The organism is Allobosea sp. 2KB_26 (assembly GCF_052115715.1).
In the GTDB taxonomy this organism is placed as follows: domain Bacteria; phylum Pseudomonadota; class Alphaproteobacteria; order Rhizobiales; family Beijerinckiaceae; genus Allobosea.
This window is the reverse complement of sequence record NZ_JBFRHE010000010.1, coordinates 164514-178387: the sequence shown is the minus strand read 5'-3', so window position 1 is coordinate 178387 and position 13874 is coordinate 164514. Positions and strand designations below refer to the sequence as shown.

General features: G+C 65.7%; 12 protein-coding genes. 4 read left to right on the top strand and 8 right to left on the bottom strand.

Annotated elements, in window-relative coordinates; all coding sequences use genetic code 11:
• Positions 1-4: 4 nt before the first annotated feature.
• Genes argH through AB4099_RS23985 form a run of 3 tightly spaced genes read right to left on the bottom strand, consistent with a single transcriptional unit; the run spans position 5 to position 3301 of the window.
• Complete coding sequence (argH, locus tag AB4099_RS23995; protein ID WP_113518755.1) at positions 5-1534, bottom strand: argininosuccinate lyase; 1530 nt, start codon at positions 1532-1534, stop codon at positions 5-7.
• A gap of 7 nt (positions 1535-1541) precedes the next feature.
• The gene (locus AB4099_RS23990) at positions 1542-2408 is read right to left on the bottom strand and encodes a carbohydrate ABC transporter permease (protein ID WP_113518754.1); all 867 of its coding nucleotides are present in this window, start codon (positions 2406-2408) and stop codon (positions 1542-1544) included.
• Positions 2405-3301 (bottom strand): carbohydrate ABC transporter permease, encoded by an 897-nt coding sequence (locus tag AB4099_RS23985; RefSeq protein ID WP_441479875.1) that lies wholly within the window; start codon positions 3299-3301, stop codon positions 2405-2407. Before AB4099_RS23985 ends, AB4099_RS23990 begins: the two co-directional genes overlap by 4 nt.
• Before the next feature lie 149 nt (positions 3302-3450).
• Here AB4099_RS23985 and AB4099_RS23980 point away from each other — a divergent pair, with 149 nt between their 5' ends.
• Positions 3451-4710 (top strand): ROK family transcriptional regulator, encoded by a 1260-nt coding sequence (locus AB4099_RS23980; RefSeq protein WP_113518752.1) that lies wholly within the window; start codon positions 3451-3453, stop codon positions 4708-4710.
• Between the two features lie 46 nt (positions 4711-4756).
• Here AB4099_RS23980 and AB4099_RS23975 read toward each other — a convergent pair whose 3' ends face one another.
• On the bottom strand, positions 4757-5623 hold the full coding sequence (locus tag AB4099_RS23975) for an MBL fold metallo-hydrolase (RefSeq protein ID WP_441479874.1): 867 nt from the start codon (positions 5621-5623) through the stop codon (positions 4757-4759).
• Between the two features lie 86 nt (positions 5624-5709).
• Between AB4099_RS23975 and AB4099_RS23970 the strand changes: the two genes are divergently transcribed.
• Positions 5710-6999, top strand: a complete 1290-nt coding sequence (locus tag AB4099_RS23970; RefSeq protein ID WP_113518750.1) for an extracellular solute-binding protein — start codon at positions 5710-5712, stop codon at positions 6997-6999.
• Positions 7000-7056: 57 nt separating this feature from the next.
• Here the strand turns inward: AB4099_RS23970 and AB4099_RS23965 are convergent, their stop codons facing one another.
• Genes AB4099_RS23965 through AB4099_RS23950 form a run of 4 tightly spaced genes read right to left on the bottom strand, consistent with a single transcriptional unit; the run spans position 7057 to position 11674 of the window.
• The gene (locus AB4099_RS23965) at positions 7057-8304 is read right to left on the bottom strand and encodes a Gfo/Idh/MocA family protein (RefSeq protein ID WP_441479873.1); all 1248 of its coding nucleotides are present in this window, start codon (positions 8302-8304) and stop codon (positions 7057-7059) included.
• A 13-nt stretch (positions 8305-8317) separates the two neighbouring features.
• Positions 8318-9184, bottom strand: a complete 867-nt coding sequence (locus AB4099_RS23960) for an ABC transporter permease (protein WP_113518748.1) — start codon at positions 9182-9184, stop codon at positions 8318-8320.
• On the bottom strand, positions 9181-10122 hold the full coding sequence (locus AB4099_RS23955; protein WP_113518747.1) for an ABC transporter permease: 942 nt from the start codon (positions 10120-10122) through the stop codon (positions 9181-9183). The genes AB4099_RS23960 and AB4099_RS23955 overlap by 4 nt, the downstream gene beginning before the upstream one ends.
• Positions 10123-10153: 31 nt before the next feature.
• Positions 10154-11674, bottom strand: coding sequence for an ABC transporter substrate-binding protein (locus AB4099_RS23950; RefSeq protein ID WP_113518746.1), 1521 nt, complete (start codon positions 11672-11674; stop codon positions 10154-10156).
• Between the two features lie 265 nt (positions 11675-11939).
• On the opposite strand from AB4099_RS23950, the gene AB4099_RS23945 reads away from it, so the two are divergent.
• Positions 11940-13115 (top strand): ROK family transcriptional regulator, encoded by a 1176-nt coding sequence (locus AB4099_RS23945; RefSeq protein WP_441479941.1) that lies wholly within the window; start codon positions 11940-11942, stop codon positions 13113-13115.
• The gene (nagB, locus tag AB4099_RS23940; protein ID WP_113518744.1) at positions 13112-13861 is read left to right on the top strand and encodes a glucosamine-6-phosphate deaminase; all 750 of its coding nucleotides are present in this window, start codon (positions 13112-13114) and stop codon (positions 13859-13861) included. The genes AB4099_RS23945 and nagB overlap by 4 nt, the downstream gene beginning before the upstream one ends.
• Positions 13862-13874 lie beyond the last annotated feature (13 nt).

Sequence of the window (13874 nt, the reverse complement as noted above, 5' to 3'; positions counted from 1 at the left end):
CGGCTCAAAGTCCCTTCGGCGCGGAGAATGAGGCAATGGCGCCGGACAGCGTCTTGCCCGCTGCGGCGTCCCGCGCAGCGTGACGGGCAATCAACTCCTGCGCCTCTGCAGCCTGTGCCTCGTAGAGGGAGAGGCTTTCGGCGATCGCGGCAGAGGCCGGTCCGCCGGGCAGGGTCCGCACCGAGACGAAATACTCGGGCGTCACGGCCTCGCGGAATTCGGCCTCGGTCAACACCGGGTCGCGGTCGGTGACCTTGCGGAACAAGGCGACGAACTCGGCATAGGGCACCGTGCCGAGGGTCTGCCGGGTCGCCTGCAGGTGCTTTGCCATCGCGGCGGCGACATGATGCGTGATGGCGAAGGGCAGTTTTTCGCGGCGCACCAGCGTGTCGGCGAGCTCGGTGATCGTGGCGTAGGAGGCCTCGATATTCGCACGCGCCCGCGTCTCGTCGACCTTGGCGGATGAGAAGACCCCGCCGAGAAGGCTGAGTGCGCGCTCGGCCATGATGAAGGCTTCGTAGCCCTGGCCGTGCACCTCGTGCTCATTGTCATTCATGTCGGTGAAAGGCGTGTTGTGCAGGGCGAGCAGCACCGCGTCGCATTTGCCCGCGGTGAGCGAGGCCATCAGGCGCAGATGCTCCACGGGAACCGGATTGCGCTTCTGCGGCATGATCGAGGATATCTGCACGAAGCCGTCGGAGAAGCGCAGTTGCCCGACCTCGAACGAGGTCCAGAAGGCGAGATCCTGCGCGAAACGGCCGAGATTCAGCGCCAGCACCCGCAGGGCCGAATAGACGCCGGCGGTATAGTCGCTCGAGGCGATGCAGCCATAGGAGTTGCGTAGGAAATCGGGGAAGCCGAGCAGGTCTGCGACGCGGGCACGGTTGAGCGGGAAGCCGGTCGTCGTGATGGCAGCCGCGCCCATCGTGCTGAGGTCGACGACCTCGCGCGCCTGCATCAGCCGGGTCACGTCGCGCAGCAGCACTTCGATGACCGCGCCGAGATAGTGGCCGTAGGTGGAAGGCTGGGCCGGCTGGCCGTGGGTATAGGCAAGGATCAGCGTGCCGGCCTCCTCGCGCGAGCGCCGGATCAGCGTTGCGATCAGGTCGAGCAGCTGCAGGCCGAGCGCATCGAGCCGCTCGCGCAGCGCGAGCTTGAACAGGGTGTGGTCGATATCGTTGCGCGAGCGCCCGGTATGCAGGCGCCCGGCGACATCCTTGCCGATCAGCGCCGCGAGCTTGGTCTCGATGAAGAAGAACAGGTCCTCATGCTCTCCGGTATAGGCGGCGGGCTCTGCTCCGGTGAGCTCACGCTCCACGGTGTCGAGAGCGCCAAAGATCGCCGCTGCTTCGGTGCGGGTCAGCAGGTTTTGCTCGGCCAGCATGACGCCATGGGCACGATGCAGGCGCAGGAGATGCGCGAGATGATGCGTCTGGCTATGGGCAAAGCCCGGTGCCAGCACGGTGCGGGCATAGACCGGCGCCGGAAAGCGGTCGTCGCTGCCGGAATGGGCGTCGGGCGTAAGCGCGTTCATGCGAGAATCAGCCTTTCAGGCCCGCGAGCACGACGCCGCGGATGATGTAGCGCTGGAAGATGACGAAGACGACCAGCGTCGGCAGCGTCGCGATGGTGGCGCCGGCCATGATCAGCTCCCAATCGGTCAGAAACTCGCCGGAGAAGGAGGCAAGGCCGACCGGCAGCGTGTAGAGCGCACGGTCATTGGTGGCGATCAGAGGCCAGAGGAAGGCGGTCCAATTGCCGAGGAAGGTGAAGATCGCCAGGGCCGACAGCGCCGGTGTCACCAGCGGCATAGCCACCTTCCACCAGATCGCGAATTCGCCGAGCCCGTCGATACGCGCAGCATGAATATAGTCGTCGGGCACTCCGGCGAAGAACTGCCGCATCAGGAAGACGCCGAAGCCGGTCATCAGCCCGGGAAACATGATGCCCCAATAGCTGTTCAGCCAACCGAAATTCTTGGCCATCAGATACCAGGGCACGACCAGCATCTCGGTCGGGATCATCAGCGTCGTCAGGATGGCGATGAACACCACCTCACGGCCGCGGAACTTGAACTTGGCGAGCGTGTAGCCGATCAGCGAGTCGAAGAAGAGCACCGACAGGGTGACCAGGAGGCTCGTCACCAGTGAATTGACGAACCACAGGCCGAAGCGCGTGTTCTTGAAGATATAGATGTAGTTCTCGAAGGTCGGTTCGCGCGGGATGATGTTGAGTTCATAGACCTCGTTGGAGAGCTTCAGCGAGGTTGCGACCATATAGACCAGCGGCATCATCATCGCGATGGCGCCCATGGCAAGCAGCGTCCAGGCGAGCATCTGGCCGGGACGAGCAGCGAGCCCCAGCCACCAGTTCGGCATCGGGGATGCGGTGGAGGTTGCCGTGCTCATGATTTCTCCCGCATCAGCCAGAGTTGGACGAGGCTGACCGTCAGAAGGATCACGAACAGCACCAATGTCTGCGCCGCCGCATAGCCCATCTGATAGGAGCGGAAGGCGGTCTCATAGATGTAGAGGACCAGAGGCTTGGTGCTGTTCAGCGGTCCGCCGGCACCGTTGTCGGTCATGTTGTAGACGGTGTCGAAGATGCGCAGGAAGCCGATCGACGAGATCACCACCAGGAAGACGATGGTGGGCCTGAGCAGCGGCAGGGTGATCTGGCGCAGGATCATCCATTTGCCCGCGCCGTCGATCCGAGCCGCCTCGTAATAGCTCGACGGGATGGCGCGTAAGCCCGCCATGAACAGCACGATCTGGAAGCCGAGCCCGGCCCAGATCGCCGGTGTCAGCACCGCATAGAGCGCCTGCGTCGTCGAGCGCAGGAAGGGCTGGGCATCGAGGCCCACCGAATTCAACATGTTGTTGAGCAGCCCGATCGGTGGCGGCTGGTAGAACCAGCGCCAGACCCAGGCCATCGCGACCGTCGTCGTCAGGTGCGGGATGAAATAGCAGGCCCGGATCAGGCCATGCGCGAAGCGGACCTGGTCGAGATAATAGGCAATGACGAAGGACAGCAGCAGGCTGAGCGGCGTGCCGATCATGAGGTAGATGAACGTGTTCTTGAAGGCGAGCCAGAATACCGGATCACCCAGCATCTTCCGGAAATTGTCGAACCCGATGAAGACCGGTTTCGAGAGCAGGTTCCACTGCATGAAGGCGATGCCGAACGATTCCAGCGCTGGATAGAATCGGATCACGGCGAAGAACACGATCGGCACGGCAAGGAACGCCCAGGCCGTGAGCGCCTGCTTCGTCTCGATCGTCAGTCCCGCGTAGCCCCGCATTCGTCGCATCCCCGTTCCGGCGTCCCCGCTTTGTCTCGTTCGATTAAATCAAGTCCGTTGATTTAATACGAAGCCGGCGACATGATGCAAGCCCTGCTTCGCGTCAGGCCCACAGGCTCTGCATTTCCATCGAAAGGTTCGCGCCGCTCATGAGCGTATCCGGTCTCGCCCCGTTCGATCGCCGCGGCCATCATCGCCGCGTGGTGATCGAAGCGTTGCGGCGTTCCGGGGCAGCCTCGCGTGCGGAGATCGCCGAGGCGACAGGACTTTCGGCCCAGACCGTCTCGACCGTGACTGACGAGCTGTGCCGCGAAGGATTGGTGAGCATCGTCGGCCGCCGTGCTTCGGCGCGCGGCCAGCCGCCGATCGACCTCGCGCTGGCGCTCGATGGCGGCTTTGCCATCGGTGTGCAGGTCGAGCCTGGCCGCATGACCGGCATCCTCGTCGATCTCGGTGCCCATGTCCGGGCCGAACGCAGCATCGATTGCGATACGGGGCGCCCCGATCTCGCCCTCCCGAGCCTGATTGCGCTGGTTGCCGAATTGGTCGAGCAAGGCCGCATCGCGCGGGCCCGGCTCTGGGGCGTCGGCATCGCTTTGCCGGGCCCGTTCGGTGACGTCGCAGAGAGCGAGCAGGACCCGCTTGCTATGGCGGCCTGGTCGCGGCTTCCGTTTCGCGAAGCCTTCTCTGCGGGGCTGAACCTGCCCGTCATTGTCGGTAACGACGCGACGGCTGCGGCAATCGGCGAGCATCTGCATGGTGTTGCCCGCGATCTGCGCAGCTTCGTCTATCTCTATCTCGCAGAAGGCATCGGTGGCGGCCTCTTCGTCGAGGGACAACCGGTGACCGGCGCCTTCGGCAATGCCGGCGAGATTGGCCGCATGATTGTCGGCCACGACCCTGATCGGGGTGGGCTTGTGACGCTGGAGGCGCGGGCTTCGTTGCATGCGTTGCGTCGGATGCTGGGTGAGGCCGGGGTCGGGGATGCAGACAATTGTGCCGTTGAGCGTCTCTTCGACGGTCACGAGGCGATCGTCGCATGCTGGATCGCCGAGGCCGCGCGCCATTTGCGCATCGCCATCGCCAACATCGAGAACCTGCTCGATCCCGAGACCATCGTGATTGGTGGGCAGGTGCCGGAACGGGTCCTGGCTGCGCTGATGCAGGCCATTGCGCCGCTGCCGGCCTCCGTCAGCCAGCGCAAGGGCCGACAGCAGCCGCGCTTGCTGACCGGGCGCGCTGGCCGCAATTCGCCGGCGCTCGGCGGCGCGACCTTGCCCTTGTTCAGTGGCCTGACGCCGCATCCGCGCGCGGCAAAACTGCCGAAACCGGCGCGGGCGGCGAGAGCATCGGAGCTTGGAAAGACCCGTCCGGCCAATGGCAGGCGCGATCTGGCGGCGGGGAGCTGAGGCCATGGTACCGGCTTGTCCCGCAATCGAGATCGAACCGGCCAGCCTATTGGTGAAGCGGTTGGTAGGCGAGGGCGCCCGTCGCCGCGTCCTGTACGATGCGGCCGAAGGCCTCGGACTCGATGAAATGCCCGGCGGCGACGATTGCCCCGGTTCTGGCTGCATGCGCCGCCAGGGCGCGGCGGCTCTGTCGCGCCAGATCCTGGTTGCGGTCGGCACGATGGCACCACTCGGGAGCCGCGATCTGGGCCGGGTTGTGCCAGCTGTCTCCGGCGATCAGGACGGGGCGGTCCGCGCCTTCTATCAGGACTGCGTGATGGCCGGCCGTATGCCCGGGAGCCGGCAGGAGCGAGGCGGTGATTTCGCCGCTGTCGAAGATCGGCAGTCCAGCCTCCGCGGCCTCGAGCCGACGGCTCTCGACGATGGGCGCGATGCTGCGCCGGAAGGCCGCGACATGGTGCGGCAGAGCGGCTTCCTCGCCCTGAGCCTGCCAATGCGCGATCTCAGCTGCCGGCGCGAGATAGCGCGCCTGGCTGAAGCGGGGTGCGCCCGTCTCGTGGAGTGCCCAGCCGACATGGTCGAGATGGAAATGGCTGAAGACCACGAGCGAGACTGCGTTCGGATCGAGCCCAGCGGCCTTGAACTCCTCTGGCAGCCGGCCGCCGAGCCCATCGAAATAGGGACTGGGGCCGGGGCCGAGGCCGGCATCGATCATGAGGATGCGGCCATCGCGGCAGAGCAGTGCGAAGACGCCGAAGCGCGTGTGGAACATCCCGCCGGGGAACCAGCGCGCCGCCAATTCAGGATGCGCCGCGAAATCGGCTTCGGGAAACGCATAGCTCGAAGCAGCCGGCGTTGGCGCGGCATCGGTCAGCGCAAACAGCGTTGCGCCATCGAGGTCCAGTCGCCGCATTTCGGTCTCCAGTCACAGATGCGGGCCGGCGCCCGCCTGTTCCACGCCTGCCATCCTTCACCAGGGACAACAAGGGAGAGTAGACCATGACGACAGACAACCAGGGCTTCCGCCTCAGCCGGCGCACCTTCGCGACCGGGGCCGCGGCCGCCGGCCTGACTGTGGCGGCGCCGAGTGTGCTGCGTGCCCAGACCGTGCAGATCGAGTACTGGCAGTACTTCTTCAAGGAACGCGTCGAGGCGATGGATGCGCTCATCCAGCAGTTCGAGGCTGCCAATCCGGGCATCAAGGTCAAGCACACGCACTTCCCCTACGCCCAGTACCGGACCAAGACGGCGGCTGCCGTGCCGGCGGGCGAGGGACCCGATGTCCTGCAGCTCTTCTTCGGCTGGATGCGCGAATATGCCAAGTCGAAGCTGATCCAGCCGCTGCCGGCCGAGCATTTCAAGGTCGCCGATATCGACAAGAACTATTTCGAGTTCGTCCGGATGATGCGGACGAACGAGGGATATTGGGCGCTTCCGACCGCCGTCCGCAGCCTCGGCCTGTTCTACAACAAGACGCTGCTGAGCAAGCCGGGCGCATCTGGCGGCAAGCCGCCGGTGACGCTTGACGACATGCTGAAGAACGCGCTGGCCGTCACCGAGCGCGACTCGCGCGGCAACATCACCACGGCCGGCGCGACCATCGGCATCCCGTCGCAGGACTACCATTGGTGGCGCGAGATCCTGCTGCGTCAGTTCGGCGGCAAGCCCTACTCGGACGATGGCCGCACCGTGACCTATGCCAACGACGCGGGGGCCGCCTCCTTCGGCTGGTATACCGACCTGCAGCGCAAGCATAAGGTCGCTGCGGCGGGCTTCCTCTCCGAGAGCCAGGCGGCCTTCAAGGCCGGCAAGGCGGCGCAGCATGTCGACGGTTCGTTCCGCCTCGGCACCTTCAAGAGCGCGCGTGGCTTCGATTGGGGCGTCGCAGAAATCCCGACCCATAACGGCATTGCCAGCAACTACGCCTCCTATTGGGTCAATGGCCTGGCGTCGAGCGCGACCGGAGCCAAGCGCGATGCAGCGCTCAAGTTCCTCGCCTTCATCACCACCAATGACGCGATGCAGCTCTGGTTCGAGAAGACCGGCGAGCTGCCGGCCAAGCCCGAGGTCGCACTGAGCGCCAAGAATCTGGCCGATCCGCTTTCCGGCCCGATGCTGGCTGGCCTCAAATACGCCCATGCCACCGATTTCGTGGCGGAAGAGGCTCAGGGCCAGATCTTCCAGGACATGCTCGACCGGGTGCTGCTGCAGAACCAGGATCCACTGGCGGCCCTGAAGGAGGCTGCCGCTGCCGAGCAGAAGCTGATCGACGACTACTACAAGGCCTGATCAAGGCCTTGGTCCAAATGCGCTGCCGCCCGGTTCTCCCGGGCGGCAGCGCTGATCTCAGGTCGCCGGCCGCGCGACGACGGGGACGTACTCGTCCAGATCTTCATCGGCGAAGTTCACGGTGCGGCCGAGTTCCGCCGAGCGATAGAGCGCCATCAGCATGTGCACGACGGCGACGCCGTCGGCAAAGGTCTCCTCCGGCATGGTGCCGCGCCGGAACGCCTCGACGAAATGCCGGTTCTCCAGCGTGTAGCCGTAGACGCCGGCTTCGTCCTCCAGCACGGGCATCAGGCCGTGCTCGGCATTCTGCTTCTCGACCAGGTCCTCGCCGCTTGCGCCGCTGACCGCGCGCGAGATGAAGACCTTCAGTCCCGTGTTCAGCGAGCTGAACTCCATCGCATATTCCGGCCCGAGCAATTCGAGCGTGATCCTGAGGCCGGGCCCGACATAAGCCCATGACGTCGTCGCCTCGATCATCAGCTCGTTGCCGTCGGGATCGCGCAGCGTGATCAGCCCGCGCGCAAAATCCTCCGATGGGCGCTTGGCATAGTCGACCTCGGGCCCCATGCCCGCCTTGAGCTGCTTGACATAGGCCGGCCGGTTCCATTTCAGCGTCGCGACCGTGGCATTGGCCGAGACCAGGGTCAGTGCATCGCGTGGCTCGCCCGGCGCGGTCAGCAGATGGCGGGCGACCTCGACGCTGTGGCACATCATGTCCGAGAGCACGCCGCCACCCTGCTTCTCGCCCTGCCAGAACCAGGGTTCGTGCGGGCCGCTATGTTCTTCGGCGGCGCGGGCGATATAGGGCCGTCCGGCGCCGGGCACGGCGCGACGCCAGATGATCTCGCGCCCGCGCTGCACCGCCGTCGAGAACAGCTGGTTCTCGAGATAGCCGTGCAGCAGCCGGGCATCCTCGGCCAGCCGCAGCATCTCGCGGGCCTCGCGCAGCGTCCGGCCCAGCGGCTTCTCGCAGGCGATGGCGCGCAGGCGGGACCGCCCGGATGTCACCGCCGCATGGATCTCCCGCATCGTCTCGACGCGCGTGTGGTTCGGGCTCAGCAGCCAGATCGCGTCGATCTCGCCTGAGGTCAGCATGGCCTCCAGGCTGGCGAACGCCCGGCACGGGCCGAGGTCGAGTTCGTTGGCGCGGGCCGCGAGGGCCTCGCGGCGTTCGGCGCGCGGCGAGTAGACGCCGGTGACCGCGACATTGCGGACGCCCATCAGGGCCGTCAGGTGGAAATGCGCGATGAAGCCGGAGCCGACGAAGCCGATCCGCAGGGTGGGAAGCAGGGAGCGATCGGGCATGGCCACCTCGTGATCAGTCGCGCGGGTTGAGAACGTCGTTGAGCGCATCGCCCAACAGGTTGAAGCCGATCACGACGACGACGATCGCGAGCCCCGGCCAGATCGCCATCCAGGGGGCCTCCACCAGGAACTGTCGCGCGGCGTCGAGCATGCTGCCCCAGGATGGATCGGGTGGCGCCTGGCCAAGGCCGAGAAAGGCAAGGCTCGCCTCCGCCAGCACAGCGATCGCCGTAGTGAGCGTCGCCTGCACGACGAGCGGCGGCATGATGTTGGGCAGGATATGCGAGATGATGACCTTGCGATGCGAAGCGCCGAGCGAGACCACTGCGCTGACATAGTCTTCTTCCCGCACGATCAGGGTCTGCCCGCGTGCGAGCCGTACGAAGATCGGCATGGCTGAGATTCCGATGGCGATCATCGCGTTCTGCAGGCTGGGGCCGAGGAAGGCGGCAAGCGCGATCGCCAGAACCAGGAACGGGCAGGCGAGCAGTGCATCGGTCAGGCGCGAGATCACGATGTCGACGACACCGCCGAAATATCCGGCGATCAGCCCGAAGGGCACGCCGAAGGCGAGCGCGATCGCCACCGAGAGGAAGCCGGCCGCGAGCGAGGCCCTCGCGCCGAAGATGATGCGCGACAGGACGTCCCGGCCCAGATCGTCCGTGCCGAAAGGATGGGCAAGTGTCGGGCCGAGCCTGATCGCCGACCAGTCCGAGGCATTGGGATCGTAGGGCGCGACCCAGGGGGCGAAGACGGCCATCAGCGCGAAGGCAAGCACGATACCGCCGCCGATCAACGCCGCAGGCTCGCGCAGCAGGCGCTCCCAACCCGTACGGGTTCGCACGGGGACAGACGGCGCAAGGATCTCGACCTGGCTCATCCGCGCAGCTTCGGATTGAGCGCCGCATAGGCGAGGTCTGCGAGAAGGCTCATCAGCAGAAAGAAGCCGGCGGCGCACATCACCACGGCCTGGACCACGGCGTAGTCGCGGCTGAAGACGCCGTCGACGATCATCTTGCCGAAGCCGGGAATGCCGAAGACCTGTTCCGTCAGCACGGCGCCGGACAGGAGCTGGCCGAATTGCAGCGTGCCAAGGGTGACGACCGGGATCAGCCCGTTGCGCAGCGCATGGCGGACCACGACGACATGCTCGCTCAGGCCCTTGGCGCGTGCTGTGCGGACGAAATCCTGCTTCAATACGGTCAACATCGAGCTGCGGGTATGGCGCATGATGATGGCGCCGGAGGCGGCGCCGAGCACGAGGCTCGGCATGGCCATGGTCTTCAGGTTGCCGAGCGGATTCTCGAAGAAGGGAACGTAGCCGCCCGACGGCAGCCAGCCGAGCGAGACCGAGAACAGCAGGATCAGCATGATCCCGAGCCAGAAGCTCGGGATCGAAAGGCCGGCGAGGCCGAACAGGCTGACGGCGTGGTCGAGGATCGAGCCGCGCCACAGGGCGGCGATGATACCGGCCGGGATACCGATCGCGACCGCGATCAGCATCGAGAGCGTCGCGAGCTCGATCGTGACCGGCAGCTTCTCGGCGATCATCGTGCCGATCGGCAGCCGGGTTCGGATCGAGAGGCCGAAATCGCCCTGCACGAAGGCGCTCAGCCAGCTCCAGTATTGCACCGGCAGCGGCTGGTCGAACTGGTACTTGGCTCGCAGGAAGGCGATGATCTCGGGGCTGCGATCCTCGCCGGCGAGTGCGAGCGCGGGGTCGCCGGGCAACAGCTTCTGCAGCCCGAATACCAGGATCGAGACCAGCAGCAACGTCGGCACCGCGACGGCCAGACGCCCCGCCAGGAAGTTGATCATTCCACGCCCCTCTCGGCCGCCGGCAAGCGCCTCACGGCGCCGGCTTGACGCCCTTCAGCCGGAGCAGCCCGTCGGGATACACGCTGAGGCCGCCGACATTGGCGCGTGCCGCGAAGAACCAGTTCGGATGATAGAGCGGGATGCTGGGCAGGTCGGCGAGATAGAGGCCGGTGGCCTTCTCGTAGAGTGCCTTGCGCTTGCCGGCGTCCCCCTCGGCACGGGCACTGTTCAGGACGATTTCGAGGTCGCGATTGCAGTACTTGTTGAAATTCTGCCCGCCTGCGCAGGAGAAGAAGGCGTAGAGGGTCGGGTCCGGATCGCCGCGCCCGCTCCAGTTGCCGATATAGACCTCGAAATTGCCTGCGAGATAGCGCTGGATCGCGCTCGCCGTCTCAAGCGGCAGAAGCTTGACGTCGAAGCCGGCCTCCTTGGCCATGGATTGCACGATCTGTGCGACGCGCGCATCCGTGAGGGCGTTCTCGAAGGTGATCTCGACCGGCACGCTGGTCATCCCGGCCTGCGCCATCAGCGCCTTGGCCGCGGCGACGTCACGGGCCGGAACCGGATGCGCCTTCGAATGGAACGGGTCCGAGGGCGGGATCATCTGGTTGTCGGCGGTGTATTCACCGTTGAAGGCAACGCGATTGATGATGGCGCGATCGAGCGAGAGCTCGAAGGCCTTGCGTAGCCTGGCATCCTTCGCGAGGGGGCCGTTGGCCTTCTCGCCATTGCCGAGATTGACCATCAGATGCGAGACGGCGAGACCGGGCGCGCCGTGCAGCTTGAGGCTCTTGTCGTCACGCACGGTCTTCAGATCGGTCGGTGCCACGCGCTCGACGAGATCGAGATCGCCGGCGCGAACGCGCGACAGGCGAACGGTTGAATCCGGCACGTAATAATAGACCACGCTATCATAACCGTAATTGGCGGCGTCCCAGTAATCCGTGAACTTCGTCAGCTTGATCAGATCGCGCGCCTTGCGCTCGACGAACTTGTAGGGGCCGGCACAGACGGGCGCGTTGGCGAAATCCTCCTTCGTACCGGCCGCAGGCGAGACCATCATGCCGGCGCGGTCGCTGAGCACGGAGAGCAGGGGGGCGAAAGGCTCCTTGAGCGTCAGGCGCACCTGATCGGGGGCCACGACCTCGACGCCGGCCACTGCGGAAAGCTCTGCCTTCCGGCGCGAGTCCTTCATCGTCAGCATGCGCTCGATGTTGAACTTGACAGCCTCCGCGTCGAAGCTGGTGCCGTCGTGGAACTTCACGCCCGGGCGGAGCTTGAAGGTGATCGCCTTCTGATCCGGCGCCCATTCCCAGCTCTGGGCGAGTTGTGGTGCGATCGTCAGGTCAGGCGCAATATCGACGAGCTTGTCGCACATCGCCGCGAACACGAAGCGGCCGGCATAGGTCCCGCTCGTCGCCGGGTCGAGCGCATCGGGGTCGTCCTGGATGCCGACCCGAAGATTGGTGCCCTGGGCCGAAGCGGCGACTGCAGCGCCTGCCAGACTTGCCGCGAGCGCAGCGGCAAAAACCAGTGGTCTAGAATTTCGCATGATCCAGCCTCCCGAGCTGTCTCGTCACTGGCTGCCGCCGAGGCGGTGCCGTCTTGAGCGTGATGCTGACGGGAATGCATGCACGCGCTCTCGAGTTTGTAAAGACGCCTGACGAACAATGCCGCTCGGCAAGAGGATTTGGTCGCATCTTGCATGTGCGAGATTGACAATTGGCAAGAACGATCCGTTATTAGTTCGCATGGTTGACGAATTGACGGACGAACCGCCTCGCGCAGAGGCTTACTCCACGCCGGTTGCGCGCCAGATGTCGGTGCGCTCGGTGATTGAGGCCGTGCTGCATCGCGGCCCGATTTCGCGTGCCGAGCTGGCCCGCATCACCGGCCTGTCGAAGCAAACGACCTCCGAGGTCGTGCGAGCGCTGGAGGATAGCGGCTGGTTGCGTGTGCGTGGGCAGACGCAGGGCGCGGTGGGACGAAGTGCCGTGACCTACGAGATCCAGCAGGACGCCGCTTTCGTGCTCGGCGTGGATCTTGGGGGCACCAAAATCCACGCCGCGCTTGCCAATGTGGTCGGTACGATCGTCGCGGAGGAGATGGAGCCGACGGATTCGCGCGGCGGCCTTGCGGTGGTCGAACAAATCGGTGCGCTGGCTGAGCGGCTGGCGCGCAAGGCCGGCCTCGCTCCGGGCGGGCTGCGCTGCGCCGCGATGGGCAGTCCGGGCGTCGTCGATCCACGCTCGGGCAAGATCGAGATCGCGCCCAACATCCCTGGCTTCGATCGCATTCGCGTGGCGGACGAGCTCGAGCGCCGTCTCGGCTGTGCCGTAGTGATCGAGAATGACGTCAATCTCGCAGCGATGGGCGAGCAATGGCAGGGCTGCTGCAAGGATGTCCGCAACTTCGCCTTCATCGCGATGGGCACCGGCATCGGCATGGGCCTGGTTCTGGACGGCCGCCTTGCCCGCGGCGCCAGCGGGGCTGCTGGCGAAATCGCCTTTCTGCCGGTTGGCGGCGATGCCTTCGACTCGCGGGGTCAATTCCACGGGCCCTTTGAGACTGCGATCGGCAGCGTCGCCATTCTGCAGCGCTATCGCGGCTTTGGCGGTCGCATGGCGCAGGATGTGCGCGGCGTCTTCGCGCAGCTCTCCCAGGGCGAAGAGGCCGCCATCGCGACACTCGACGAGACGGCGCGCGTCATGGTCCAGGGCATGATGGCGATCCGTGCTGTGGTCGACCCTGAACTGATCGTGCTCGGCGGCAGCATTGGCGTGCGCGACGAACTGATCTCGCGACTGCGTTTGCTCGTCGCCCGGCATCTCGGGGGAGCTCTGCGGCTCGAGCCGAGCGCGCTTGGCAGCCGCGCGACCCTCGTTGGAGCCGTCGGCACGGCGCTGTCACGAATCCATGACAGCCTGTTCGGCCTGACCAGCCTCCAGAGCGACTTCGCTCTCCCCGCCGGGAAGGCGACCGAGACAGCATGAACGCCCATGTCACTGCCCCCGGCCTCGTCGTGCTCGACGATGCCGCCGCCGTTGCCGCGGATGTCGCCAACAGGATCGTGGCGGAACTCTCGTCGCGGCCCTCCGCCGTGCTTGGCCTGGCGACGGGCGAGACGATGCGCCCGGTCTACGGCGAGTTGGTTACGGCCTATCACGCCGGGCGGGTCTCCTTCGCCGGGAGCACAAGCTTCAATCTCGACGATTATGTCGGCGTGCGACTGCAGCACCCCGCCTCGTTCCCGCGTTTCATGAACGAGACGCTGTTCGACAAGGTCGATGCCGATCGCTCCCGCACCTTCATGCCAGATGGCAATGCGTCCGATCTCGCTCTAGAGGCGGCAGCCTATGAAGCCGCCATCACGGCCGCTGGCGGCATCGATCTGCAGCTGCTGGGCATCGGCTCCAACGGCCATATCGCCTTCAACGAACCCGGTTCGGATTTCGCCTCGCGCACGCGCCAGGTCTCGCTCGCGGCCTCGACCCAGGAAGCAAACCAGGGGCCCTTCGCCGGAAGCGAGACGGTGCCGGAGTTCGGCATCACGATGGGCATCGGGACGATCCTGGAGGCGCGTCGGATCATCCTGATCGCAACCGGAGCGGGCAAGGCAGCGGCGGTGGCCCGCGCGGTCAAGGGGCCGCTCGATCCTGCCTGCCCTGCGTCGATCCTCAGGACACATCGCGATGCGATCATGATATGCGACCGCGCAGCAGCAGCCGGTTTGAGCTGACGACAAAGGGAAG

Coding starts and splice junctions, on each gene's coding strand:
- argH (WP_113518755.1), bottom strand. CDS start 1,534: ATGAACGCGCTTACGCCCGACGCCCATTCCGGCAGCGACGACCGCTTT.
- AB4099_RS23990 (WP_113518754.1), bottom strand. CDS start 2,408: ATGAGCACGGCAACCTCCACCGCATCCCCGATGCCGAACTGGTGGCTG.
- AB4099_RS23985 (WP_441479875.1), bottom strand. CDS start 3,301: ATGCGGGGCTACGCGGGACTGACGATCGAGACGAAGCAGGCGCTCACG.
- AB4099_RS23980 (WP_113518752.1), top strand. CDS start 3,451: ATGAGCGTATCCGGTCTCGCCCCGTTCGATCGCCGCGGCCATCATCGC.
- AB4099_RS23975 (WP_441479874.1), bottom strand. CDS start 5,623: ATGCGGCGACTGGACCTCGATGGCGCAACGCTGTTTGCGCTGACCGAT.
- AB4099_RS23970 (WP_113518750.1), top strand. CDS start 5,710: ATGACGACAGACAACCAGGGCTTCCGCCTCAGCCGGCGCACCTTCGCG.
- AB4099_RS23965 (WP_441479873.1), bottom strand. CDS start 8,304: ATGCCCGATCGCTCCCTGCTTCCCACCCTGCGGATCGGCTTCGTCGGC.
- AB4099_RS23960 (WP_113518748.1), bottom strand. CDS start 9,184: ATGAGCCAGGTCGAGATCCTTGCGCCGTCTGTCCCCGTGCGAACCCGT.
- AB4099_RS23955 (WP_113518747.1), bottom strand. CDS start 10,122: ATGATCAACTTCCTGGCGGGGCGTCTGGCCGTCGCGGTGCCGACGTTG.
- AB4099_RS23950 (WP_113518746.1), bottom strand. CDS start 11,674: ATGCGAAATTCTAGACCACTGGTTTTTGCCGCTGCGCTCGCGGCAAGT.
- AB4099_RS23945 (WP_441479941.1), top strand. CDS start 11,940: ATGTCGGTGCGCTCGGTGATTGAGGCCGTGCTGCATCGCGGCCCGATT.
- nagB (WP_113518744.1), top strand. CDS start 13,112: ATGAACGCCCATGTCACTGCCCCCGGCCTCGTCGTGCTCGACGATGCC.